The organism is Labilithrix luteola (genome assembly GCF_001263205.1).
In the GTDB taxonomy this organism is placed as follows: Bacteria; Myxococcota_A; Polyangia; order Polyangiales; family Polyangiaceae; genus Labilithrix; species Labilithrix luteola.
In genome coordinates this window covers 5,412,989-5,436,253 of the sequence record NZ_CP012333.1, presented here as the reverse complement: position 1 = coordinate 5,436,253, position 23,265 = coordinate 5,412,989, and the positions used below count along the sequence as shown (strand labels likewise).

Below are 23,265 nucleotides of genomic sequence, written 5' to 3'. Positions count from 1 at the left end.
CGCCACGGTTCGCGCCCTCACGCGTGGTGTCCGGTCAGGGCACCGGGTCGGGCTTCACACCGTGCTTGGTGGCGTTGGGGCAACCGAGCTCGACGCCCGTGGGGCCGTCCTTCGTCTTGACGATCTTGAACTCGACGCGACGGTTGGTCTCCCAGGCCGCCTCGTTGTGTCCTTCGTCCTCGGGGCAGTACTCGCCGTAGCCCTTCGAGCGCAGGACCTCCTTCGGCACCTTGCGTGCGACGAGCGCGGTCTTGACGCTGTTCACGCGGTCCTGCGTGAGCTTCAAGTTGTACTGATCGGGCGCGCGTTCGTCGGCGTGACCGGCGATCTCGACGAGCGTGAACTCGGGGTGGTGCGTGATGGTCGTCGCCACCGCGTCGAGGATCTCGTTCGACTCCGGCAGGATCTCCGCCGAGCCGGTCTTGAACTTGATCTTCTTGAGGATGACGATGTTCTTGTCGTCGATGATGACGTTGCCCTTGTCGGGGCACCCGTCCTCGTCCTGGAAGCCGTTGTACGTCTCCGGCTCGTTCGGGCACTTGTCGACGACGTCCGGGATCTGGTCCTTGTCGTTGTCCGGATCCGGGCAACCGTCCTGATCCTCGAAGCCGTCCTTGTCTTCCGGATCGTTCGGGCAGAGGTCCTTCTTGTCCGGGATGCCGTCCTGATCGTTGTCCGGGTCGGGGCAGCCGTCCTGATCCTGGAAGCCGTCCTTGTCCTCGGGATCGTCCGGGCACTTGTCCTTCGAGTCGAGGATGCCGTCGCCGTCGCGGTCGCCGTCCGAGCCTTCGGGGCAGCCGTCTTCGTCCTGATCGCCGTCGCGGTCTTCAGGCTCGTTCGGGCAGCGGTCGTCCTTGTCGAGGATGCCGTCGTTGTCGTTGTCCGGATCCGGGCATCCGTCTTCATCCTGGAAGCCATCGAAGTCCTCGGGCTGGTCCGGGCACTTGTCGACGTCGTCCTTGATGCCGTCGCCGTCGCGGTCGCCGATCGACGGCTCGAAGATGAAGCCGACGAACGCGCGGAGGTTGGCGGCTTCGAAGCCCGGCGTGTAGCGCGAGCCCGCGCCGAGCATCAGGTAGCTGTTTCGCTCGACGAAGATCTTGAGACCACCGGTCACTTCGTTCGACGGCTTCACCTTCGAAGCGGCGTCCGAGATGAGGTAGGTCGCGTAGGTATCGCCGACGAGGTCGACGGCCTCGAGAATGCGGTACGAAGCACCGAGGCCGTACGTGAGGCGATTGCCGTCGCGGAACTGGCCGTCCTTGAGGTCGATCACCGTGTCACTGGGCGAGTGCGCGCGGAAGCCGACGTTCGCACCGATCTTGAACTGGCCCGTGGATCCGAAACGCTTCTCACCAATGAGCTGCGGCCAGAACCACACGCTGGGATCCGCACCCGCATTGCGGAACGCGTCCGTGACGGGGACGCCAACCTGCGCCGCGAGCGCGAGGCCGAAGCCACGCTCGACGCGAAGCATGCGCAACTTGGCGTGGGCGGCGATGAAGCCGAGCGTCTGCGAGTCGAGCTGGCCGGTGAACCACTGGCCGGGCGACGTCGCCTCGCCGGCCGTGTTGACCTGCTGCTGCCCCGACATGAGGTTGAACGGCAGCGTCAAACCGACGAGCAGGATGTTCTCGATACCGTAGTTGAACGAGAACGTTCCCTGGAACGAGTGGTTGATCAGCTGCGGGGATTCCTGCCCCTTGTCCTCCACGCGGAGGAGCGTGCGGCCGTAGTCGATGACGAGGCCGAAGCTGATGTCGTTCTTGCCGAGGATGTCCGTTCCGTTCGTGGAGAAGAACCCCTTCGAGTCCAGCGCCGGGCGGAACAGGTGCGTGTCGAAGCCCTTTCCGTTCGAATCCGGAATGGCGTTTTCCTTCGGCTGCGCTTCGGCGCGCGACGTCGCACCGAGAACTCCGCCGAGCGCGGCCAGAGCGGCCAGAGCGGCCCGTGCCACCACGCCGCGAGATCGAAGTCGTTTCATTGCCCCACTCCCAGACGAAGCCCGTCACGAGCCTCGAAGACCGACACATCCCCAACACGAAACGCGAGACGTTCGTTCACGGGCCGACGCTAACACAATCGGAAATCCCGAGTAAAAAACCGCGCTACACTCCGCGACGTGTCGTTGGTCTCCCCGCCTGCATTGTCAGCTCCCTCGCCTCGCTCACGCTCGGCTCGGTCGTCCTCATTGGAGACTTGCTTGATGGGTGTGAGCTTGCGTGGTGGCGGAAACGTTGCTGGACGGCGTGGAGACGGCGCGCGTCGTGCGATCGTTGCAGGATTCATCGTTCTGATGACCACCTGGGCTGGAACCGCGAACGCCGACCTGCAGGTCGACGGGCGCTGGCGGCAGAGCGCGCTCTCCGAGGAATTCACCGTGCAGCAGTGGCTGCCGGGATGCGGGCCCGAGCCGAAGAGCGCACGCACGGGAGGCGGCGAGATCATTGCGCTTCGAGCCGAGGGCGACGAGCTCGCGTTCGTGGGAGGGGGGCGCGTCTTCCGCACGAACCAGTGTTACGATCCCATGCCAAATTTGAACCGCGAGACACACTTGCGGGAGCCGAACGGGAAGACCTGGCGAACGCGCTGTACGACGCCGGCGAACGATCCGCGCAAGGCGATCTTGAACACGCTGGTCGTCGTCTCTTCGGACACCCACGTCGACGTGGTGGAGACCGGTCGCTACGAGATCACGCTCGAAACGGGCCGCTGCATGGCGGACGTGAAGCGCACGCGCAGCTTCGACATCGTGAGGGACGAGGCGCCGGCGACACCTTCCACCGCGAACCAGCCTGCCGCGCCCAAGGAGCCCAAGCCCGATCCGAAACCGGCGGCGTGCGAATCGCCCGGGGCACCGTCGCGACTCGAGGTGCGTCCTTCGCAGAAGCTCCTTCGAACCGGCGAGACCTTCGCGTTCCGTCCGGTCGTTCTCGACGACAAGGGCTGCGCGACGAAGACGAGCACGACGTGGCAGGTCTCCGCGGCGGACAATGGAAAGGGAGTCTCCGTCGACAAGGACGGGAAGGTCACCGTCGCGAGCGATGCGCCGGAAGGAAGCGTGGAGATTGTCGCCACAGCGGCGGGCAAGAGCACGCGCGTCACCATCCAGGTGACCCAGCCCGGCAACTACGACGATCTGCTCGCGCGCTCGGGGCTGAACGCCGCGGGTGAGAACGACTCCGCGTCGTCCGTGTCGATCGGAACGACGTCGATCGGCGCCGGCGAAGGTCGCGTCGAGGATCGTTCGAAGACGCGCCGTCTCGTCTTCGTCGCCATCATCGGAGGCACGCTCCTCGTCCTCGGGGCCCTCGCGTTGGTGCTTTTGCGCCGTTCACGGCGCGCGGCCTCGCTCGAGAAGCAAGCCGCCGATCGCCATCAGACGCGGCTCCGCGAAGCGCTCGACCGCCGCCAGCAGCGGGAAGAAGCGCACGCCTCACAACAACGTGCGCACGAAGCAAGTCTCGTTGCCGTCGAGGCAGCGACTCGCGCGGCGAATGCGGTGCGTACCGTTCCGCTGAACGCACCGAAGCCCGTCGCCGCGCCCGAGCCCGAGCTCGAATGCCCGACCTGCGGCAAGAGCTTCGACGCCGGGGTCGCCTTCTGCCCACACGATGGCGTGGCGCTCATCCCAAAGGTCGCGGTGGCCGGTGCAGTGATGGCGAAAAATGGCCAGCCGAAGCGTGGAAAAATCTGCCCGACATGCGGCGATCGTTTCGAAGGAGGAGCGGACTTCTGCGGTAAGGACGGCACGCAGCTCGTCCTCCTGAACTGACTCGCCCCCGCCTCCGTCGCGAGACCGTTTCACCAAGTTTTTTACGTGGGTCACCGACGCCTGTAACCTCTGGTCATCACCGGCCGGCAGCATCACTCACCCGTGACCACTTCGCCCACATTCGAAGCCTCGATCTCCAAGGAAAGCCGGGCAGCGGCAGAACCTTTGGCGGCCTCGTGCGTCGACTGTGGTGTGGACAGCACGGCGAAACGAGCGCCCGAACACACCTCTGTTTGCGGCCCAGGGCGTCGCTGGAAACCAGGCCGAAACCGCGCGCAAGAGAGAGTGAAGCGTGGCGCCGCTACGCCGTCGAACGAAACGGTGTGTGTCACCCCGGACGGTTCGAATTCCGAGGGCCAGCTTGATCGCGTCGATCTCGCCCCGCTATACTCAGCTCGACGTTCGTATGCGCTGTTTCTAGGGCGATCGGCCGGCGCGTACTTCGAACGAGCGCTCTCGAGACTTCTCTCCGACGGATCCCCCTGCTCTTCTAGATCCAACTCAGTCGATCGTGCAGAGGCATAAGCCCAACGTGCAACGCGAAGGAACGGTCCCGCGATGAAGATCCAGTGCCAATCTTGCCAGGCCAAGTACACCATCGCGGACGAGAAGGTCCTGGGAAAGGTCGTCAAGATTCGCTGCAAGAAGTGCAGCTCGACGATCGTGATCAACGGCAACGAGACGCGTCCGGCGGAAGAAGCCGCCGACACGCAGCTCTTCGACTATGCCGGGCAGAACGAGCAGTGGACGGTGAACGTCGCGGACGGCGATCAGCGCACCATGACGGCGCAAGAGATCGTGACCGAGTACCGCGCCGGCGTCGTCAACGACGAGACGTTCTGCTGGAAGGACGACATGGCCGACTGGCTGCCGCTCCGTGAGATCGAGCAGCTGTACGGCCTCGTGAAGCTCGGTGGCCGTGGACCGGCCGTCTCGCTGCACGACGAAGTGTCGATTGCCAACTCGGCGCCTCCGCCGGCCGCTCCGCTCTTCGGTGCGCAGGCTGCGCCCGCCGAGAGCCCGTTCGCCGGTCGTACGAACGGCAATGGCAACGGCAATGGCAACGGCAACGGTCTCTTCGGTGGCGCGGCCGCCGATCCGGCACCCGCCGCCGCCCGTCGTGGTGGCGGTCGTGGTCAGGGCGCTGACCTCTTCGGCAACGCGGCACACGCGGGTGGCGAGGAAGACGTCATGACCAGCGCGGCAACCGCGGGGCGTGGTGGTGGTGGTGGCGGCGCCGGCGGCGCGACGACCTCGGCGGCCGACGACAAGCTCACGGGACAGCGCAACGAGAACAGCGTTCTCTTCTCGCTCTCCGCCCTCACAGAAGGCGCGAAGAAGCCTGAACCGACCGGGCGCACCACGGCCACGGCCGACGGCTCGGGCCTCATCGACATCCGCGCGCTCAGCCAGAACATGGGCGGCGATGACAAGAAGGACTCGAACGCGCGCGTCGACGACATCATGAACCTGAGCGGCGGCGGCGCGTTCGGCGCGGCCCTCGCAGCTCCGATCCTCGCGCCTCCTCCGCTCGAGATGGCCGACCCGGCCGTCGCGGCGGGCGGTCAGAAGTCGAACAAGGGTCTGCTCTTCGGCCTCCTCGGCGCCGGCGCATTCATCGCGATCGCGATCGTCGCGGCGGTCGTTCTCACGCGGCCCTCGGGCAACGAGAAGGCAACCGCGGACAACGCCAACGCTGCGGGCACCGCGAGCGCCGTAGCCGCGGCCACGGCCTCGGCTGCGCCCACGGCTGCCGACCCCACGCCGACGGCTGCGGCCGTCGCCGACAACACCCCGCCGCCGCCAGGCGTCGGACAGGCCAACGGCACGGCAAAGGCCGCGTCGGGTGGTGGCACGGGTGCGAAGGCCGCGGTCGCCGCGGGCGGCGCACTGCCGAAGGCCGAAACCAAGGCCGAGCCCGCGAAGGCGGCTGCCGCCCAGCCCGCGAGCCTCGCCGACAGCATGGCTGCAGCGGCCGGCAAGCCTGCCGATGCGCCGAAGGCCGGCGGCGGTGGCGGCGGAACCGCGCCGTTCGACCGCGGCGCAGCTGCTGGTGCGCTCGGTAACGTCAACGTCCAGTCGTGCAAGAAGCCCGACGGTCCGACGGGCGGAGGCCACGTGAAGGTCACCTTCGCGCCGGACGGCTCGGTCTCTTCGGCCGTCGTCGACAGCGGTCCGTTCCCCGGCACGACGGTGGGCGGATGCATCGCCGGCAAATTCCGCGGCGCGCACGTCCCGCCCTTCTCGGGTGGTCCGGTCAGCGTCGGCAAGAGCTTCACGATCAACTGATCGTGAGGCCGCAGGATCGGCCTCGTGTCGGGATTGTTTGTAGCACTCGCGGTGGGCGCGGGGTTTCTCTTGGGACTCCGCGTCGGCCTCGCTCTCGGACATCGGAACGAGCGCAGACGACTCCTGACTCGTGGCTCGGCGCGCGCCGAGAAGAAACGCAGCTAGGCAACTCGCTGCGAGCGGAAAGAGCGTTGGGCGGCATCGCCTTCGCTCTTTTTGCGTTTTTCGCCACCTCCTCTGCTTCGTGCACGCCGAGCGAGCTCGCACGCGATCAGGACTCGAACACGCTCGTGCGGACGTCCTCGGCGAGCGCACCGTCGAACCGGCCCGTTGCCGACGCGCGCACCGAGCGTTGGGCCACGTTCACCCGCTCCCCCGCCCCACTCACCGAGGGCAACGTTCGCGAAGCAGCACTCGCGACGGCGTGCGGAGAGTCGGATGCTGCGCTCCAGAAGGTCGCGCGCGATCTCGCCGCCACGCGCGCGAAGGGCCTCGGCGCCCCCGATCCCGACGCCGTCACATGGATGCTTCGCTCCGCCGGCGAGCCGCATCTGAGTCCGCGCATCCTCGCGGCGTCCGGACAGGCACCGCTCGACGACGCTGTCCTTCGTTCGAAGCTCGAAAGCCTTCGTGGTTCGTCGACCCGATGTGCGGTCGGCATCGCGCGCACGCCGCACGGCGGCGAGATGGTGGTCGGCGTGGCCGTCGACGCGCTCGCCGATCTCTCCCCTTTGCCCTCGCGCGCACGCGCAGGCGAGTGGCTTTCGCTCGAAGCAAAAGTGCACGTCCCCGTCCGCGCCGCCAAGCTCGTTCTGCTTGGCTCGAGAGGCATCCCTCGCACGGTTCCCACGTCACTCGACGAGAAGAGCGGCGTCGTCCGCGCCCGTTTCGCGCTCGAGCGTCCTGGCGCCTTCACGGTGCAGCTCGTCGGCGACCTCGAGAATGGCCCACGCCCACTTCTCGAGGCCCGCGTGTTCGCCGACCACGAGCCTCCCGAGGCGCCCGAGACGGACGTCGCGCCCGGCGAAGACGCCGAGGGCGATGGTGGCGCCCACGAGGCGCTCGTGCGGATGATCGCCGGCGCACGCAACGCCGAAGGGCTGCGCCCGCTCGTACGCGACGGTGCGCTCGATGGCCTTGCGCGAGCCCATGCCGAACGCATGCGAGAAGGCCGTACGGTCGCCCATGATCTCGGCGAAGGCGACCTCCGCGCCCGTTTCCAGGCGGAGGGCTATACGGGCCGCGTCGTCGGTGAGAACGTCGCGCACGCTCGCACCGTGCAGCTCGCACATCGAACGCTCTACGGCAGCGCCTCGCACCGGGTGAATCTCCTACGTGCAGATTACACGCACGTCGGTGTCGGTATTGCCGAAGCCGCGGACGGAAGCGTGTACGTGTGCGAAGTATTCGCTGCCAAGTAGAACACTTCACGCCTACGCGTCCGCGTCGGCCCGGACGCTGCGCTCGAGGCGTTCGGGACCGGCTTCGGCGATTCGTTCGAAGCACTCATCCAGGACTACGAAGCTCTCCCACGCGTCGCCACGCAGCCGCCGAGCGACCTCGTCGACGACACGGCGCTCGATGGGATCGCGTCGAATGCCCTTCCATAGAGCGTCGGCAAGTGCGACCAGGAGCTCTTCGAGCGAACAATCGAACGAGGCCCATTGCGCGTGGGTCACGCAGCAGCGTGCAACCACAGGGTCGACGTCCTGGGCGAGGAGCATGGCCTCGCCGGCCTCCTCGTGATTCTTTCCCGGGTTCGTGAGTTCGTTGGGGTGAAGGATCTTGCCCGCGTCGTGCAGCATCGCGCCGGCCCGGACGAGCCTCTCGTCGACGTCGACCCCGAGCGTGCGCATTGCTCGTAACAGCTCGTCGGCGGCTTCGAGAACGAGCCGACCGTGCGTCATCAAGCGCCGCGGCGCCCCCAGCGCGACGAGAATCTCACGAGCAGCTTCGGGGCTGACGACACGATTCATCGTCTGCTTCCCTCCCGACAAGGCATTGCAACATTACCCAATTTCGATTCGGCAATGGCAAGTGCTACCGTCGATAGATCCCGCTTTCGACGCGGCGCGCTACTTTTTCGCGTCGGTCACGGTGTCGATCGTGGCTTGTGGCCGTGCCATCGATTCCAATCCGAACATCGAAAATGGACCTGGCGGTGAGGGAGAGTCATCGCGGGAAGTCGCAGTACTTCCCGTCGGCGAACTCGACACAAGAGAGCGCGGCACCGCTCTTCGTCGACAGGGCCGCACAATCAGCATCGCCATTCGGACACGCGAATGCGCACGAGCCGACGACGCCGTCAGGCTGGCCGGTGAAGCCTGGAAGCGTTCCTCCGGTAGAGGGCGTCAGCGTCGTCGGAAGCTTCGCAGTGCACTTCCAGTTCGCGTCGCCTCCGGCGGCCGCGCAGACGTCGTTGCCCGCACTTCCGGCCCGACACGCGTGAGAACAAACGCCCTTGGTCTCGTCCTTACCGAACGCGCAAGGACACCCCGGCGAAGCTGCCGAACCATCGCAAGCTTCGCCTAGCTTCTTCGCGAACGAAGCGACCTTGTCGCCGTTCACGCACGTGCCGGTCTCGACCTGGCACCTCTGTCCGGGCGTTCCTTTGCAATCTGCATCGACGTTGCATCCGCCCGTGCAATAGCCAATTGCGACGGCGACGCCGTTGTTGTCCGCTCCAGGATGGGCGAACGCACATCGGTTGTCGCCCTTGCACACTTGCAAGAACGACGTCGACGAGTAGAGGCATAGCGGAAGGCACGTCCCCTCGAGACTTCCCGTCGCGTTGGGCAAGCAGAAGCCGGCCTTGTCGTCGCAGAGCATTTCCTCGAACGAGCCACCAGGCCCGCGGGTGCACGCGAGCTGGATGCACACCGAACTGGCGAAGTGATCGCCATCGCTGAACGCTTCGTTCGAGCAAACGTTGTCGTTGATCGTGCCCGCAACCGTGCAATCGCTCTTGCGCGTACACGTCGCGCCGACGGTCCCCTCCTCCTCGGAGGGCACTTTCTCGTCGCCGACGACAGCGCTGTCTTTGGCCTTCGAGGCGTCTACCTCCGGGCCTCCCGCGTCGACGACCGCCGTCTGTTCGATCGCACCGTCGTCGGACGATGAGCAGCCCACGTCGAGGACCGCAAACGTTCCAACGAGCACCGTGAGCGTCGCGACGACGAACAGCTTCTTGGACATGCGTCACTGGATGTACGCACGCAGGACGTTTTCCAAGCGCGGGGTCCGAAAACGTCCTCGAGCACCGAAGCGGACAAGCGGAACAAAAACAGAAACGGCGGCCGACTCCGGAGAGTCAGGCCGCCGTTCGGGCGTTCGAGAAGCGCGGCCCTAGGGCCTTACTTCTTCTTGAACGTGTTCGTGTCCTCTTCCTCGACGATCTTGAACTCGACGCGGCGGTTCTTCGCGCGTCCATCTTCCGTCGAGTTGTCCTCGATCGGACGCTCGAGACCGTAGCCGTGCGCCTCGAGGCGAGCCGGCTCGATGCCGTGCTGGACGAGCCAGTTCATGACCGAGTTGGCGCGGCCCTGGGAGAGCGTCTTGTTGAGCTCGGCGGCGCCACGGTTGTCCGTGTGGCCTTCGATGCTCATGCGCTTGATGGCAGGGTTCGCCTTGAGGAGGTTCGAGATCTCCTGGAGCATCGGGAAGCTCTCCGGGAGGATCGTCGTCGAGGCGGTCGCGAAGTGCACCTGCTGGAGGATACGCACCACGTTGCCTTCGACCTTGATGAAGCTCGGGCAGCCGTTCTTCTTCGGATCCGAGCTCTTCTGGCCCGGCTCCTTCGGACAGGCATCGACCGCGTCGGGCACGCCATCTTGATCGGCGTCGTCCTCGGGGCAGCCGTCGCCGTCGTCGATGCCGTCCTTGTCTTCCGGCTTGTCCGGGCACTTGTCGTACTGATCCGGAATGCCGTCGCCGTCGCGATCGGGCGGCATCGGGCAGCCGTCGTTCGGGTCGCCGCCCTGGTGATCTTCGGGCTCGTCCGGGCACGCGTCGATGTCGTCCGGAATGCCATCGTTGTCGCGATCGCTCATGCGCTCTTGGCGCCAGCGCGCGCGCATCTCGGCCTTGCGCTCGGGCGACTTCGCGTCCGAGTCGAGAATCGGGACGTACGCACCGAGGATGCCGACGACGCGGAAGTCCGGTGCGCCGTAAGCATTCACGAAGAGACGACTGCCCGCACCGGCGCCGACCCACCAGTGGTCGGCAGGACCGAAGCGCATACGCCCTTCGAGCTGCCACTCGAGCGGCGTGTTCTGCTTCGTGAAGAAGGTCTTGCCGATGATGCTGTCGCTCTCGATCCCGGTCTGGCCGAAGATCGTGCCACCGACACGGTACTTGCCGTCCTTGAGCGGCACGAACGCGCCGATGCCCCAACGCCATTCGTCGCCGATGCCGAGACCCGATCCGCCGTTGGGATCGTTGATGGCGCGGCGCGGGCGGAACTGGACGCCGGTGTTGGCGACGAGCGTGATCCACTTGATCGTGTGCTCGGCGGTGACCATGAGGAGCGCGCCCGCGCCGCCGTCGCCGCCGAGATTCGAGGTCGTGCCGGTCGGTGCGAACACCGAGACCTGCGCGCCGAGGGCGGTCTTGCGATCGTCGCTGCGGAGAACCGTGCCGCGCAAATCGATGCGGAGGTCCGAAGCGGTCGGACCGTCCGGATTGACATACGTCGTGCGCGTTTGGCCGACGCCGGTCACGTTTCCGGTGCCGTAGTCGGGGTTGCCGCCGGTCTGCCAGGGCGTGAACGGGAAGGTCAGACCGAGGGTGACGCGGTCGAGCAGCTGGAAGCCCGCGCTACCGTAGATCGTGAGCTGATCCTGAATCACGCTGGTGCGCGAGCGCGCGAGCACGGACGTGTCGGACGTGATGTTTCGCGTCTTGAGCGGCCTCAGCGAGTAGCCGATGCCTAGCTGCCCGTAGACGAGGTTGCGCTGCGAGGTCGTCGGCCGGAACAGCGCGATGCCGTCTTCCGGGGCACCAGGTATCTCGAGGCGGTCGAGGTGGAAGGTCTTCTGCTGGGCTTTCGCTTCGCCAGGCGCGAGAAGCGCGGCGAGGCCGACGGAAGCGACCGTCACACCAGCAAGGACGCGCGCCTTACGAGGCGAGCGAGGCCGCCGCGTTCGGCGAAAACCAGAAACCTTGTCTTGTTCTTCGCTCATTCCCACGTCTTACGGTTGGGTTGGCCCAATGCAGGCGACTCGTCCCGCAGCTCGCGTTTGCCCTCTCGATAAGGGAGGGGCGGTCTTGTCAGTGCTGAGTCCTCGCGTCGGCGAGGGGGCGGGTCAGAATCGTCGAATCCTCAGTGCCGAATTATCTCGGTACGCACATTAGAGCTGCGATCCGAGGCTCCTGGGAAGGGTCCAGAAGCTGGACGACTCCCGATTTCGCACCGCGAGCGTACTCGGCGAAGAGTCCTCGAAGAAAGAGAAAAGGGGCAAGGAACCGGGGGAAACCGAGGCCGATTCGCGGGGAGAAGAGAGGCGCGCGGCGCCGGATGTGGTAAGGCTGGCGCCCCCGTCACGTATGGAAGCGCCCCCGATTCAGGTCGAGTGGACGGGTCCAGCTTGACAGAGCACTAGAAGAGTGCTTTTTTTCGCGCCCCGTTCGAGCCCCCCTCGTTGCTCCCCTTCTTGGTTTGGAGGAGCGATGAGGCCGGCAAAGAATGCGAACGGTTTCAACCGGATCGTCCCATGGCCAAGCCGAAGCGCACGTATCAGCCCCACAACACCCGCCGTCTCCGCACGCACGGCTTCCTCGCGCGCATGGCGACGAGCGGCGGTGCGAAGGTTCTCGCGAACCGCCGTCGTAAGGGCCGCAAGCGCCTGACGGTCTCGATCTTCAAGAAGTAAGTCGCCTTCGGGCGTCCGACTCGGCCTGTCGAGATGACGCAGGATCATGGCCGCTCCAAACATGGAGCGTTCGCCTTTGGTCCGGAACGGCGCATCCTTCGACGGGCCGATTTCTTGCGGGTCCAGAGCGAGGGCGTGCGCACGGCCACGCCGCATTTCGTGTTGCTGGTCACGGCATCTCCAGCGCGAACGACGCGACGTCGTAGCGACGCTGAACGAAATGCATCGGACTCTCCGGGTTCCCTTGGTCACGCCCGTCTCGGGATCGTGGTGACGAAGAAGATCGGCAGCGCTCCGGTGCGGAACCGGATCAAGCGCCTGTGCCGCGAGTGTTTCCGCCTCTGGCCGGATTTCCTCCCCGACGGGGTCGACCTCGTCGTGATCGCGAGGAACGGCGCCGGAGAGCTTGGGCTCGCGGACGTGCAGGCGGAATGGTCGCGTGCCCGATCGGCCGTCCTCAAGCGTTGCGCTGCTGTGTTGCGAGGCGCGATCGCCCAGAAGGGCGCGGAAAGCGCAACATGATCGCGACGCACGAGCGCCGTCGATTTTCCGCCCTTCGGCCAGTGGCGCAGGGCGACGAGCAGCCTCATCTTCCGGCTCGCGGGATGGGCACGTTCTCGAACCTCATCAAGCCGGCGTTGATGAGCCTGATTCGGCTCTATCAGCTGCTGCTGTCTCCGCTGCTCGGTCGGGTCTGCAGATTCGAGCCCTCGTGTTCTCGGTACGCCATGGCGTGCATCGAGACGCACGGGCCGCTCCACGGCAGCTTGCTTTCGGTGAGACGCCTGTGTAAGTGCCACCCGTTTCACCCCGGCGGGTACGACCCCCCTCCGAGCCGGTAACGCGCCAGAAGAACCGCACGAAAGCGCACGAAAGAAGCTCGTATGGATCGAAGCAGTGTCTTGCGTTGGGTCGTTCTCCTCGGTGCCGGTGCGCTCATCTATTTCTTCGTTCTGCCGGCCATCACCGGCTCGAACAAGAAGGGGCAGAACCTCCCGCCCGAGACGTACATCAATGCGCCGGACTTCGTCCCGGACGTGATCGACGCTCCGGTCTCGCCGGACAAGCCGAACGCCCCGACCGAAGGTGAGCTGTGCAAGATCGAGGGCAACCGCTTCGAGGCGACGTTCTCGTCGCGCGGCGGCAGCCTCACGCACCTCATCCTGCGCGACGCGCAGTACGCCGCGGGCGTCGACGGATTCGATCTCTCCACCACGCCGGATCAGGAGCGCTGGCGCTCGCTTCGCACGCTCTTCCGCGGCCCCGACGCAGGCGACCAGGTCCGGTACGACCGCTTCAACTGGAAGCTCTCGCCCCGCGCCGAGGGCGACAAGAGCTGCACGTTCACGTACGAGGACGAGAACGTCCGTCTCGTGAAGGCCATCACGGCCGGCACGCGCCCGTTCGAGCTCGACGTCAAGACGACGGTCACGAACCTCGCGAGCGCGCCGAAGCGTCACCGCTACTCGATCGGCACTTACGCGTTCCGTCGCAACGCCGACGTGAAGGGCAGCCTGGGCCGCGTCTCGCCGTGGCAGACGGAGCTCACCTGCGCGGCCGGCAAGGAAGTCGTTCGCAAAGGCAAAGACGACTTCAAGGCCGGTTCGGTCACCGTCGCCGGCGCCGATCGCTACGCCGCGGTCACCAGCCACTACTTCGCGCAGGCGCTCGTTCCGGAAGCCGGCGAAGGCGCCACGAGCGACGTGCCCACGTGCGAGATCCTCGGTGAGGAATGGCTCGAGTCGGCCGGTCAGTCGGCCGACGACGCGTCCACCGTCTACCACGCGAAGCTCGTCTACCCCGCGAGGGAGCTCGCTCCGAACGCGTCCGTCACCTACCACGACGTCGGGTTCTTCGGCCCGAAGGAGCGCGACGTTCTCGCGCACGCGGGTGGTCCCACGGCGAAGCTCGGCGACGTCATCAACCTCGGCTTCTTCTCGCCCGTCGCGCGGTTCCTCGTCGGCGTGCTCGAGTTCTTCCACGACCACATCACGGGCAACTGGGGCCTCGCCATCATCCTGATGACGATCTGCCTCCGCCTGCTCCTCTTCCCGCTCACGTTCAAGTCGATCAAGACGACGATCGCGATGCGCCGCCTCAAGCCCGAGGTCGACTCCCTGAACGAGAAGTTCAAGGACGACCCGCAGGCGAAGAACCTGGCGATGATGGAGCTCTGGAAGAAGCACGGAGTGAACCCCTTCGGCGGGTGCCTCCCTCAGCTCGTCCAGATGCCCGTCTGGTTCGCGATGTACACGACGCTCCAGACAGCGGTCGAGATGTACCACACGAAATTCCTGTGGTTCTCGGACATGTCGGCGCCGGACAAGTTCTACATCCTGCCCCTGCTTCTTGGCGTGTTCATGATCCTGCAGCAGCGCATCGTCCCGCAGCAGGGCATGGACCCCATGCAGCAAAAGATGATGACCTACATGATGCCGGCGGTCTTCACCTTCATGATGCTCTTCTTGCCGGCTGCCTTGGGCGTCTACATGCTCACGAACAGCATGCTCGGTATCGCGCAGCAGCTCGTCGTCGAGCAGATCGCGCCTCGCTCCGAGCCTCCCAGCCGCGAGATCGTCGTGAAGCAGAAGAACGAGAAGCTCGGCGGCAAGAGCTCGAAGACGAGCTAGGGCGCGCCTGACGCGCCTGACGCGCTAGCGCGCACGAGAGAAGATTTCCGAAAGGGGAACGCAAGTGTCCAGCACCGAACAGAAAGAGCACGCCGTGGAAGCAGGAAACCCCAGCTCTTCCGGAGTCGAAGAACCGCTCGATCCGCAGACGGAGCGTGCGCTCGGCTTCGTGCAGATGCTCCTCGAGAAGATGGAGATGGACGCGGAGGTCTCGCTCGCTCCCGATGACGGCGAAGGCTCGGCCGACGAGATCCGCCTCGAGATCGAAGGCCCCGACGCCGGCCGTATCATCGGCAAGCGTGGCAGCGTTCTCGAGGCCATCCAGTACCTGACCACGCGCGTTGCCCACAAGCCGGGCGAGCCGCGCAAGCACATCGCGGTCGACGCCGAGGGCTACCGCGCGCGCCACGAAGATCAGCTCGCCGACATGGCGAAGAAGCTCGCGCGTCGCGTCGCGAAGGAGGGCAAGGTCATCACCTTCGATCCGATGACCGCGCGCGACCGCCGCGTCGTGCACATGGCCCTCAAGGACATCCAGGGTGTCCGCACGGAGAGCCACGGCGAGGGTCCGGACCGCCGCGTCCAGATCATCCCGGTCAAAGGCGCCGCCGCACCGACGGCCTGACCTCCAACGTCGAAGGGCGCCGTTTCGACGGCGCGCCAGTCTCGCCAGCACGCCTCGAGGAGTTATCCTCGGGGCGTGGCTGTTTATAGGAACCTCGACGGGACCACGCCGGACAAGAGCTTCGGAGACATCCTGAAGTGGAAGCTCGTCGACCCGCTCGCCGGACGTAAACGAAAGCCCGGACCGCCCTTCGAGACGCCGCGCCGCGAGAACGACGGCGGTGCGCTCGCGGAGACCACGCCCCACCTCACGTGGATCGGCCACGCCACCTTCGTGCAGCGGCTCGGTGGAAAGCTGCTCGCGACCGATCCGATCTGGTCACCCACCATCCACGGCTTGCGACGATTGACGGCCCCCGGCGTGGCGCTCGAGGCTTGTCCGAAGCTCGATGTCGTGACGGTCTCGCACTCGCACTACGACCATCTCGACATGCCGACGCTCCGGCGCATCGGGAAGGATGCACTCTACATCGTCCCAAAAGACAACGGCGAGCTCCTACGCAACGAGGGGCTCACGAACGTCGTCGAGCTCGGATGGTGGGAATCGCACGAGGTCGGCGACCTACGCGTGACGCTCGTTCCCGCGCAGCACTGGTCCATGCGCGTTCCGTGGGATCGGAACAAGCGGCTCTGGGGAGGCTTCGTCTACGAGTCGAGCGAGGGCACGAGTTACCATGCCGGCGACACGGCCTTCAGCGAACGCGTCTTCGCGGAGATCGGCACGCGCTTTCCTAACATCGATTGGGCGATGCTTCCGATCGGAGCGTACGACCCCGTGTGGTTCATGCAGGCCCAACACATGGGCCCCGAAGAGGCAGGACGCGCATTCGAATTACTCGGTGCGAAGACGTTCGTCGCCATGCACTGGGGAACGTTCAAGCTCACCGACGAACCGCTCGGTGAGCCGCCTGATCGCATCCGTGCTTGGTGGAGCGAGACGTCCGACGCTCACGCACGAGCGCACCACGATTTGTGGGTGATGGACGTCGGTGAAACCCGATCGCTCGTACGAAGGTAATCCGCTGCTCGCATTTGTCGCGCGCGACATCGTCATCACGATTGGAGACGCGCTGCCGCAGGCGCGAACGCGATTGGGACCACGCTTTCGCGAGATCCCTGTCCTCCGTATGATCGACTATTCGCATGAAGGCCGTAGTCGAACGTGCGCAGAGGACGACGCCCCAAATCATGGTCGTCGAAGACGACGGCGAACTCCGTTACGGCCTCTCGAGCGCGCTCCGTGAAGCGCACTTCGACGTCCTCGAAGCAGCGAGCTGCACGGAGGCGGTCAACGTATTCTGCGCGTCCTTGCCCGACGCAGCCGTCATCGACCTCCGCCTCCCCGACGGTGATGCGGTCGATCTGCTCCCGCGCCTGCGCTCGGTCGACGACTCCGTCCCAATCTTCATCATGACCGGTCACGGCACGATCGACGTCGCCGTGCGCGCGGTGAAGGAAGGGGCCGAGGACTTCCTCACGAAGCCCTTCGAGATGCGTTCGCTCGTCGAGATCGTCGGCCGTGCCGTCGAACGTCGTCGCGGTCGGCAAGCCAGCAAGCTCTCGCGCTTTGCCATCCTTCCGTTCGAGCCCCGCTCGGCGGCGATGCGCTTGCTCGAAGACGAGGTCGAGCGCCTGCGCGATTCGGATTGCTCCGTCCTCCTCCTCGGAGAGACGGGCACCGGCAAGAGCGCGCTCGCACGACGTATCCATGCGCTCGGCGCGCGCTCGAAGGGTCCCTTCGTCGACGTGAACTGCGCAGGGCTGAACCGCGAGTTCGTGGAGAGCGAGCTCTTCGGCCACGAAAAGGGCGCCTTCACGGGCGCGCACGTCAGCAAGCAAGGTCTGCTCGACGCCGCGCACGGCGGAACTCTGTTCCTCGACGAAATCGGCGATATCGATCTGCAGGTCCAGCCCAAGGTGCTGAAGGTCGTCGAGGAGAAACGCTTTCGTCGTATGGGCGACGTCAAGGAACGCTCGGCCGACGTTCGACTGCTTGCCGCCACGCACCACGATTTGCTTGCGGCCACGTCGCGTCGTGCCTTCCGCGCGGACCTCTACTACCGCATCAGCACGGTCACGCTGACCGTCCCTCCCCTTCGCGATCGGCGCGAAGACATCGTCCCGTTCTCACTGCACTTGCTCTCGACGTTGGGCGCCGGCGACATCTCGCTCTCCACCGGCGCCGAGGTTCGACTCCTCTCGCATCCGTGGCCGGGCAACGTCCGGGAGCTGAAGAACGTCCTCGAGCGCTCGCTCTTGCTCCGAACCGGCAACGTGATTCGCGCGTCCGACGTGCGCTTCGATCAGCATGCGGAGTCGGCAGCGGCGATCCCCACCACCGAAAGCACGCGAACGTCCTCGCAGACACTGCAGGATGTCGAACGCGAGCACATCCAACGCGCGCTCGAGGCCGAACGTGGACGCGTCGAAGCGGCCGCGCGACGACTCGGCATTCCGCGCAGCACCCTTTATCAGAAGGTCAAAACGTACGGCATCCAGGTCACGCGCATCCGCATGACCGTGCCCAGAAGACTCGGCGAGCGCGACAGCGACTGACGCGTCGCCGCTCGATCCCGCGTCCATGCTCTGGACGTGTTCGTTCAGAATCCGGACGAAACTTGGATATTCTGGAATCCAGATCGTGCGCGTTCGTGTTCTGGAGCACGCACGAGCGACGATCGCGCGCACTGAAAGAGCGGCACAGGCGGTGCAGTATGGGCTCCTCGATGGCGAGCAGGGAGCGCGAGCGCCGACGGATCTTGCTCGTCGACGACGAGGAAGTGCTCGCGTCGTCGCTCGCAACGCGACTCGCGACGGTGCGACCGCACTTCTTGCTACCGGACGTCGTTCAGCTCTACGTGCTCTCCAACACCACCGGTCGACTCGACATCCGACATCACTCCGGTGACGGCCAGGTGTGGTTCGAGCACGGTACGATTCGTCATGCCGTTACGGCACGAGGGAAAGGAGAGGAGGCCTTCTTCGAAATCATGATGTGGAGTGGTGGAGAGTTCTCGATGCGGCGAGGGGACGTCACGCAGGAACTGTCCATCACGTCGGACTGGCAAGAGCTCTTGATGGAGAGCTTTCGCCGACTCGACGAAAGGAATCGAGGCGAAGAGACCGGCACGGGACGCACCGGATGGACTCAAGCTCCGCCCCCGGCGGACGACCTCGAAGACCTCTTCGGCGGGTTGGACGTCGAACACGCGCTGCTGCCCCAGCCAACGATCGCTGTACCAAGTGAAGCGGAATCACTGGAGCCTACGATGAACGTCGAGGACAGCCTGGCGAAGCTCAACGTCATCGAATGAGGTTCAGGTTCGCCATCGCCTTTCGCTCATGCGCGAGCGCACGGGTCAACGTGCGCGGGCGTTCAAGACGCCGGGCCTTCCGGATTCTCGACGAGATCGTGGATCAGAGCCGCGGCGCGGCGGGCACTCTTGACCGCTTCGGAGGCCGCGCGACCGAGCTCCCGTCGTGAAGACACGCCAGACACTGCCGTCGAAGGCAGCGGTGGACGCGACGGCATGTCCTCTCCGTCGCACGCCGCGGCGACGACATCGAGATTCGCCATCACGCTCGCGAGGGCGTTGTTGAGTCGATGTGCGACGCGCGCCAGCGTGCTCTCGCCCGAATAGCGATCGAGCACGACCCCGCAGAGGCGCGCCGCGCGCTTCATCGCGTCGTCCGAGACGCGCAAGTCCGAGCGGCCCAACAGAACGAGCGTGCCGAGCGGCTGTTCGTCGAGCCCACCGATGGCCTCGGTCGCAATCCACGTCACGCCCAGTTTCTGTGCGTCGGATTCGATGTCGTCGAGTGACGCGCTGGTCGCGATCGCGAACGCGAGATCCGAAACGTCGGCGACGGTGGAAGGCGCTGCGAGAACGGCCGACACCGAGCGAGCGGTCCTCGGCACGGCAAGGCACGTTGCCTCGAAGTGGTGACCGAAGGCGTCACACATCTTCGCGAGCGCAGCACGAGGTTCGACCTCGCGAAGGATCGCCGACACCACCCAGTTCTCGATTTGGTCCCCCACCTGATCGACTCGTCTCAGAAGATGTCGCTGCGTATGCCGTCCGCTCTCACGGCGACCGGGCTTCGTACCTGGACCGCCGCCGTGGCTTCGCGCACGAGCCCCACCGCCCGCACTCGGAGCTCACGCGCCATTCGTCGATTGTCCGCGGCGAGACGCTTCTTCACCGTGACCTCCGCTTCGCTCACGGCCAGATCGGCCTCGAGCTCGTCGGCGCGTTGCGCGAGAGCTTCGAGGTCGGAGGCTGTCGCGTGGTCGGCCTTCTCTCGCGCGCTGCTCGCGGACTTTCGCAACGTAGGCATTCGCAGCAGGAGATCGGCCGCAAGCCTCTCGTCCGACGTCGCCGTCTCGTCGAGGAACTTCGCACGCACGAGCATCTCGCGCGCTCGGCGCACCATGAGATCCGGCGAGCGCAAACTCGACGACATCCCGAGCGGGTCGTAAACGCTACCTGCGCCCGTCGAGGCCTCCGCCTCCGGTACGGAGCCCGAGGCTTCGTCTGCACGTGCAAGCGACGGCACGATCGAGCAGACCATGAGCGACGCGAAAACGAACAAACCGCGCATGTTGGGATAGTACCACTCGATCGAACCAGTCCCTCAAGTCGTGGAGGAAGGGGTCCGATGTGCGCAGGCACGGGCGCGGGCGTGCCTGACCGTGGTCGAATCAGAATTCGCGAAGATCCACGGGCCCGTCGAGCGGGGGCCGTTGCATTCGGCCTATTTCTGCGAGGCGCGCCCACGTCGTGACGACGCCGGCCAGAGCCCGTGCGGCAGACAGGTCGTTGCTTCCGAGAGTCACGACCCCGCGCGCGACCGGGGAGAGCCAGGCAGCAGCCTCTCGGGCATTCGACGAGGGCACGACGTGGACGTGACGCCACGAAGGCGGCAGCACGAAGGCCGAGCCGGCCGGAGCCACACCGACCACGTGCCCCGCACCGACGATGGCGCTTCCGGCGTACGTCATCGTGTCGACGTAACGAGCCGCCGCCGGTCGCTCGTCCGCCGGGATCGTGCCGCGAGGCACGAGCGTGTCGTAACGGGAGAGAGCTTCGTGCAGTGCCTCGCCGAACGCCTCGGCACGAGCGTCGTCACCTTCGACCATGACAACCCGAGGGCTCAGACATCCGCGTTGGTCGAACGCCACGACGTCGTCGGCGAGCAACCGCGCAGCCGATTCGAGCTCGGCTCGCTCGCTCAACCACGCGACGCCCATCCCACTGCCATGGCCACGAACCCGAACGCGTGCGTTCTTGCGGACCTCGTCGATGGTCTCGTCGCGACCATAGACGTGAATCTCGCCTCTCTCGAGCGACGCGACCTCGAAGGCCTCGTCGAGCCGAATGCCGGTATCACCCAAGGCACGCGCGGCATCGACGAGCGCCCGCGCGAACACGGGCTCGCGCCGCGAAGGTCGGACGATCACGTCGTCGGACGCGGCACGCGCGATCGCCAGTGCACGGAGAGCTCCGACGAAGACGTTGGCCGACAAGACCACCGCAACGCTCGGCGCATCTCCCGCACGAGCGACGAGGCTCGCGACTTCGGCGTCGCTCGGGCGGAGCTCGAGATGCTTCTCGAACGCGAGGTCCACCCCTTCGGGAGAAAGACCGGTCATCGCCACCAGCTCGGACGCGATGGCGCCGCGATTCCGAGCTACGTCACGCGCGGCGTCCACGAGGCGCTTCACGTCGCTGACGCGAGCAGCCTGGTCGCGAACGCTCCGCGGGCTCACGAGGTTCCTTCGCGCCCCAGCAGCTCGTCGATCGCGATCGAGCAGCCGCGAGGAGGCGCGCCCGGCGCACGACCGAGAACCTCGAAGCCGCCTTCCGCCACGCGGCGCACGCGGTCTTGCGTGAGAACGGCCACCGCGCTGTCGACGTTCATCGTGTCGATGATCTTGGCGATGCCGATCTCACCGTCCGCGACGGGAACGAGCGTCTCGGGGTCCACGGGGATCACGCGAGCCCAAGGCGGCTCCGCGAAGACGCCCTTCTTCGATTCGGGCTCGAACAGCGTCTTCTCGTAGAACTGGCTCGAGAGCTCGGTCATGCCGTATTCGGCCAGGATCGCGCGTTCGTCGATGGCGAATACGCGCGCCAGCTCGCGACGGAGCACCTCGGGCGGGACCTCGCGGCTCTTGCCCTTGTAGCCACCGGTCTGCATCACGCGCGTGCCGGGCGGGAGCGGGAAGGTGTCGTCACCAAGGGCGTCGAGCAGGTGAACGAAAGCGAACGACGTACCGAGAACGAGCATCGGCTGGTTGCGCGTAAGGGCACCCGCGACACGCTCGTCGAAGCCGCCGAGGTCGATCACCTCGCCGTCGATCACGTACGTCGCTTCCGCGCCCGGATTCGTTCCGAACGCCTCGACGAACGCCGCGCACATGTGCACGAGCGACGAATCCGAAGCGATCGATGGCGGCGGAGAAAGAACGACGACCGGCACCTTCTTGCCGTCGCGTGCGAAGTCACGCACGAGCCACTGCCGACCGAACGCGACCGCCGCCACGTCGTAGGTCGACGGGTCGCGCATCGCGTGCTCACCGCGTGTTTCCTTGCCTTGCGTGGTGCCGCTCGTGCGGAAGACAGCGCGCGTCTCCTCCGGCTCGAACGTGGCCACACGGGTCAGCTTGAACGCGTCGGTGGGAACGGCCGGAATGTCCTCGGCGCGCGAGAGCGACGCCGGATCGACACCGCGAGCCTTGCAGAGGCGCGCGTAGCCCTCGATCGACTCGGCCTGGAACCGCGCGAGGTCGCATGCCAGCGAATCGAGCGACTCGGGCGCCGGTGCTTCCTTTTCGTACGCGGAGACGAGAGCGCGAGCGCGCTCGTGAAGAGCGGTGCTGCGAGCGAGGCGGGCGGAGCGAGACGCGGAGTCCACGCCCCCTTCCCTAGCACGCTTGGGCCTTCTTTTTAGCGTCGCGCGGCGGCTGCGACTTCGTCGTCGAGCTTCGAAACCAGTCGGCGATAGAACGTGAGGTGATCGAAGCCGGTCCACGAGTCCGGACTGTCGTGCTTGGGCTGGCCGACTTCGTCGAGATGATCCGCCGGGATGCAGCCCATGAACTTGCCCCACTTGGCGCTCTCGACCGTGACCATGCCGTCGTTCGGGCGAAGCGAGACACCGTGAGCCACGAAGCCTGCTGCAGGAACGAGCGTCACGTTCATCGCGTCGCGGACGCCGAACGAAGTGGTGAGCTTGCCCTCGCACGCTTCGCGATCGGCGGTGTTCGGAATGGCGGCGAAGTTGCTGACGCCCGCCCACGAGAGGTACGTCACGCGCGGATCGTCGAGCACTTCCTTGTTGAACGTCTCGGTCGTGTACTGCTCGCTGATCGAGCGGAGCGCTCCCTCGAGATCGGTTCCTTCGGCGAGCTCGTCGGACGTGAACGTCTTGGCCCAGGCCTTTCCGATGGCATTGAGTGCGCCGTCGAAGTCGTCGGGAATGATCTTCACGAGCACGTCGGCGATGCGCGAACCGTGATGCGGTGTCGAGATCGTCGTGAGCGAAGCCACGCGATCGCCGTAACCGAGCGTCGAGATCAGATAGCGAGCGTCGAGGCCGCCCATCGAGTGCGCGACGATGTGAACCTTGCTGGCATCACACCGCGGCTGCGCGCGACATTCGGCGAGAGCGGCGTCGACATGGGCCGCGAGCTGCACCGCGCGATCGGGGACGGCCCTGTACGGCGAGACCTGCGCGGCATGCACCACGTTGCCGTCCGCGCGAAGCTTGTCGGCCACCTTGTAGAAGCTCCAGCGATTCGTCGTCGACGCGTCGAAGCCGTGCGCGAGCACGATCGCGTGACTCGAGGGCTTCGCCGTGAAGGCCTCTTCGCCGGCCGCCGTGTCGGCCCCCGACTCGTCGGTGTCGGCGCAGCCCGCGATCGAGGCGAGTGAGAGGACGGCCAGAGCGGCGGCAACGGTCAGGGTCGTGGTGTTTCGCATCGCGGCAACGATGTAAGCAACACACATACCTGCCGAGTTCGAAGGCGAATCTGCCTTCTTTCTCGGCAAATCAGGCCATCCGAATCCATTCC

General features: G+C 65.9%; 20 protein-coding genes. 11 read left to right on the top strand and 9 right to left on the bottom strand.

Translation table 11 applies throughout. The features are described from left to right. Nucleotides 1-34 precede the first annotated feature (34 nt). Nucleotides 35-1,984: an OmpA family protein gene (locus tag AKJ09_RS23945; RefSeq protein WP_146649529.1), complete on the bottom strand. Its 1,950-nt coding sequence runs from the start codon at nucleotides 1,982-1,984 to the stop codon at nucleotides 35-37. Nucleotides 1,985-2,296: 312 nt separating this feature from the next. On the opposite strand from AKJ09_RS23945, the gene AKJ09_RS23940 reads away from it, so the two are divergent. The 3 genes from AKJ09_RS23940 to AKJ09_RS23930 all read left to right on the top strand — a co-directional run bounded on the left by AKJ09_RS23940 (nucleotide 2,297) and on the right by AKJ09_RS23930 (nucleotide 7,485). Next, on the top strand, nucleotides 2,297-3,775 hold the full coding sequence (locus AKJ09_RS23940) for an Ig-like domain-containing protein (RefSeq protein ID WP_146649528.1): 1,479 nt from the start codon (nucleotides 2,297-2,299) through the stop codon (nucleotides 3,773-3,775). Between the two features lie 558 nt (nucleotides 3,776-4,333). Then, nucleotides 4,334-6,064: a zinc-ribbon domain-containing protein gene (locus AKJ09_RS23935; protein ID WP_146649527.1), complete on the top strand. Its 1,731-nt coding sequence runs from the start codon at nucleotides 4,334-4,336 to the stop codon at nucleotides 6,062-6,064. 191 nt (nucleotides 6,065-6,255) lie between these two features. Next, the gene (locus tag AKJ09_RS23930; protein WP_169927806.1) at nucleotides 6,256-7,485 is read left to right on the top strand and encodes a CAP domain-containing protein; all 1,230 of its coding nucleotides are present in this window, start codon (nucleotides 6,256-6,258) and stop codon (nucleotides 7,483-7,485) included. A 12-nt stretch (nucleotides 7,486-7,497) separates the two neighbouring features. On the opposite strand, the gene AKJ09_RS23925 is transcribed toward AKJ09_RS23930, so the two are convergent. The 3 genes from AKJ09_RS23925 to AKJ09_RS23915 all read right to left on the bottom strand — a co-directional run bounded on the left by AKJ09_RS23925 (nucleotide 7,498) and on the right by AKJ09_RS23915 (nucleotide 11,160). Continuing rightward, entirely contained in the window at nucleotides 7,498-8,040 is a 543-nt protein-coding gene (locus AKJ09_RS23925; RefSeq protein WP_146649525.1) for an HD domain-containing protein, read from the bottom strand. A 196-nt stretch (nucleotides 8,041-8,236) separates the two neighbouring features. Next, complete coding sequence (locus AKJ09_RS23920; RefSeq protein ID WP_146649524.1) at nucleotides 8,237-9,259, bottom strand: hypothetical protein; 1,023 nt, start codon at nucleotides 9,257-9,259, stop codon at nucleotides 8,237-8,239. A gap of 158 nt (nucleotides 9,260-9,417) precedes the next feature. After that, complete coding sequence (locus tag AKJ09_RS23915) at nucleotides 9,418-11,160, bottom strand: OmpA family protein (RefSeq protein ID WP_169927805.1); 1,743 nt, start codon at nucleotides 11,158-11,160, stop codon at nucleotides 9,418-9,420. Nucleotides 11,161-11,775: 615 nt separating this feature from the next. Here AKJ09_RS23915 and rpmH point away from each other — a divergent pair. The 8 genes from rpmH (at nucleotide 11,776) to AKJ09_RS23875 (ending at nucleotide 18,502) form a co-directional block, all read left to right on the top strand. Then, on the top strand, nucleotides 11,776-11,934 hold the full coding sequence (rpmH, locus tag AKJ09_RS23910; protein WP_146649522.1) for a 50S ribosomal protein L34: 159 nt from the start codon (nucleotides 11,776-11,778) through the stop codon (nucleotides 11,932-11,934). 33 nt (nucleotides 11,935-11,967) lie between these two features. Continuing rightward, on the top strand, nucleotides 11,968-12,456 hold the full coding sequence (rnpA, locus tag AKJ09_RS23905; protein WP_146649521.1) for a ribonuclease P protein component: 489 nt from the start codon (nucleotides 11,968-11,970) through the stop codon (nucleotides 12,454-12,456). A gap of 119 nt (nucleotides 12,457-12,575) precedes the next feature. After that, nucleotides 12,576-12,776: a membrane protein insertion efficiency factor YidD gene (gene yidD / locus AKJ09_RS56230; protein WP_275936746.1), complete on the top strand. Its 201-nt coding sequence runs from the start codon at nucleotides 12,576-12,578 to the stop codon at nucleotides 12,774-12,776. 42 nt (nucleotides 12,777-12,818) lie between these two features. Next, nucleotides 12,819-14,564 (top strand): membrane protein insertase YidC, encoded by a 1,746-nt coding sequence (yidC, locus tag AKJ09_RS23895; RefSeq protein WP_146649520.1) that lies wholly within the window; start codon nucleotides 12,819-12,821, stop codon nucleotides 14,562-14,564. A gap of 64 nt (nucleotides 14,565-14,628) precedes the next feature. Next, nucleotides 14,629-15,189, top strand: coding sequence for a Jag family protein (locus AKJ09_RS23890; protein WP_146649519.1), 561 nt, complete (start codon nucleotides 14,629-14,631; stop codon nucleotides 15,187-15,189). Nucleotides 15,190-15,264: 75 nt separating this feature from the next. After that, complete coding sequence (locus AKJ09_RS23885; RefSeq protein WP_146649518.1) at nucleotides 15,265-16,206, top strand: MBL fold metallo-hydrolase; 942 nt, start codon at nucleotides 15,265-15,267, stop codon at nucleotides 16,204-16,206. Between the two features lie 125 nt (nucleotides 16,207-16,331). Further along, entirely contained in the window at nucleotides 16,332-17,744 is a 1,413-nt protein-coding gene (locus AKJ09_RS23880; protein WP_146649517.1) for a sigma-54-dependent transcriptional regulator, read from the top strand. Nucleotides 17,745-17,914: 170 nt separating this feature from the next. Continuing rightward, entirely contained in the window at nucleotides 17,915-18,502 is a 588-nt protein-coding gene (locus AKJ09_RS23875; RefSeq protein WP_169927804.1) for a DUF4388 domain-containing protein, read from the top strand. 62 nt (nucleotides 18,503-18,564) lie between these two features. Here the strand turns inward: AKJ09_RS23875 and AKJ09_RS23870 are convergent, their stop codons facing one another. The 5 genes from AKJ09_RS23870 to AKJ09_RS23850 form a co-directional block, all read right to left on the bottom strand. Beyond that, on the bottom strand, nucleotides 18,565-19,227 hold the full coding sequence (locus tag AKJ09_RS23870) for a hypothetical protein (protein WP_146649515.1): 663 nt from the start codon (nucleotides 19,225-19,227) through the stop codon (nucleotides 18,565-18,567). A 14-nt stretch (nucleotides 19,228-19,241) separates the two neighbouring features. Then, nucleotides 19,242-19,790: a hypothetical protein gene (locus tag AKJ09_RS23865; RefSeq protein ID WP_146649514.1), complete on the bottom strand. Its 549-nt coding sequence runs from the start codon at nucleotides 19,788-19,790 to the stop codon at nucleotides 19,242-19,244. Nucleotides 19,791-19,890: 100 nt separating this feature from the next. Next, a complete protein-coding gene (locus tag AKJ09_RS23860; RefSeq protein WP_146649513.1) occupies nucleotides 19,891-20,958 on the bottom strand; it encodes an acyl-CoA reductase in 1,068 nt (355 codons plus the stop codon). Beyond that, nucleotides 20,955-22,106, bottom strand: coding sequence for a LuxE/PaaK family acyltransferase (locus tag AKJ09_RS23855; RefSeq protein ID WP_146649512.1), 1,152 nt, complete (start codon nucleotides 22,104-22,106; stop codon nucleotides 20,955-20,957). The genes AKJ09_RS23860 and AKJ09_RS23855 overlap by 4 nt, the downstream gene beginning before the upstream one ends. 32 nt (nucleotides 22,107-22,138) lie before the next feature. After that, nucleotides 22,139-23,173, bottom strand: coding sequence for an esterase/lipase family protein (locus tag AKJ09_RS23850; protein ID WP_169927803.1), 1,035 nt, complete (start codon nucleotides 23,171-23,173; stop codon nucleotides 22,139-22,141). Nucleotides 23,174-23,265: the final 92 nt, after the last annotated feature.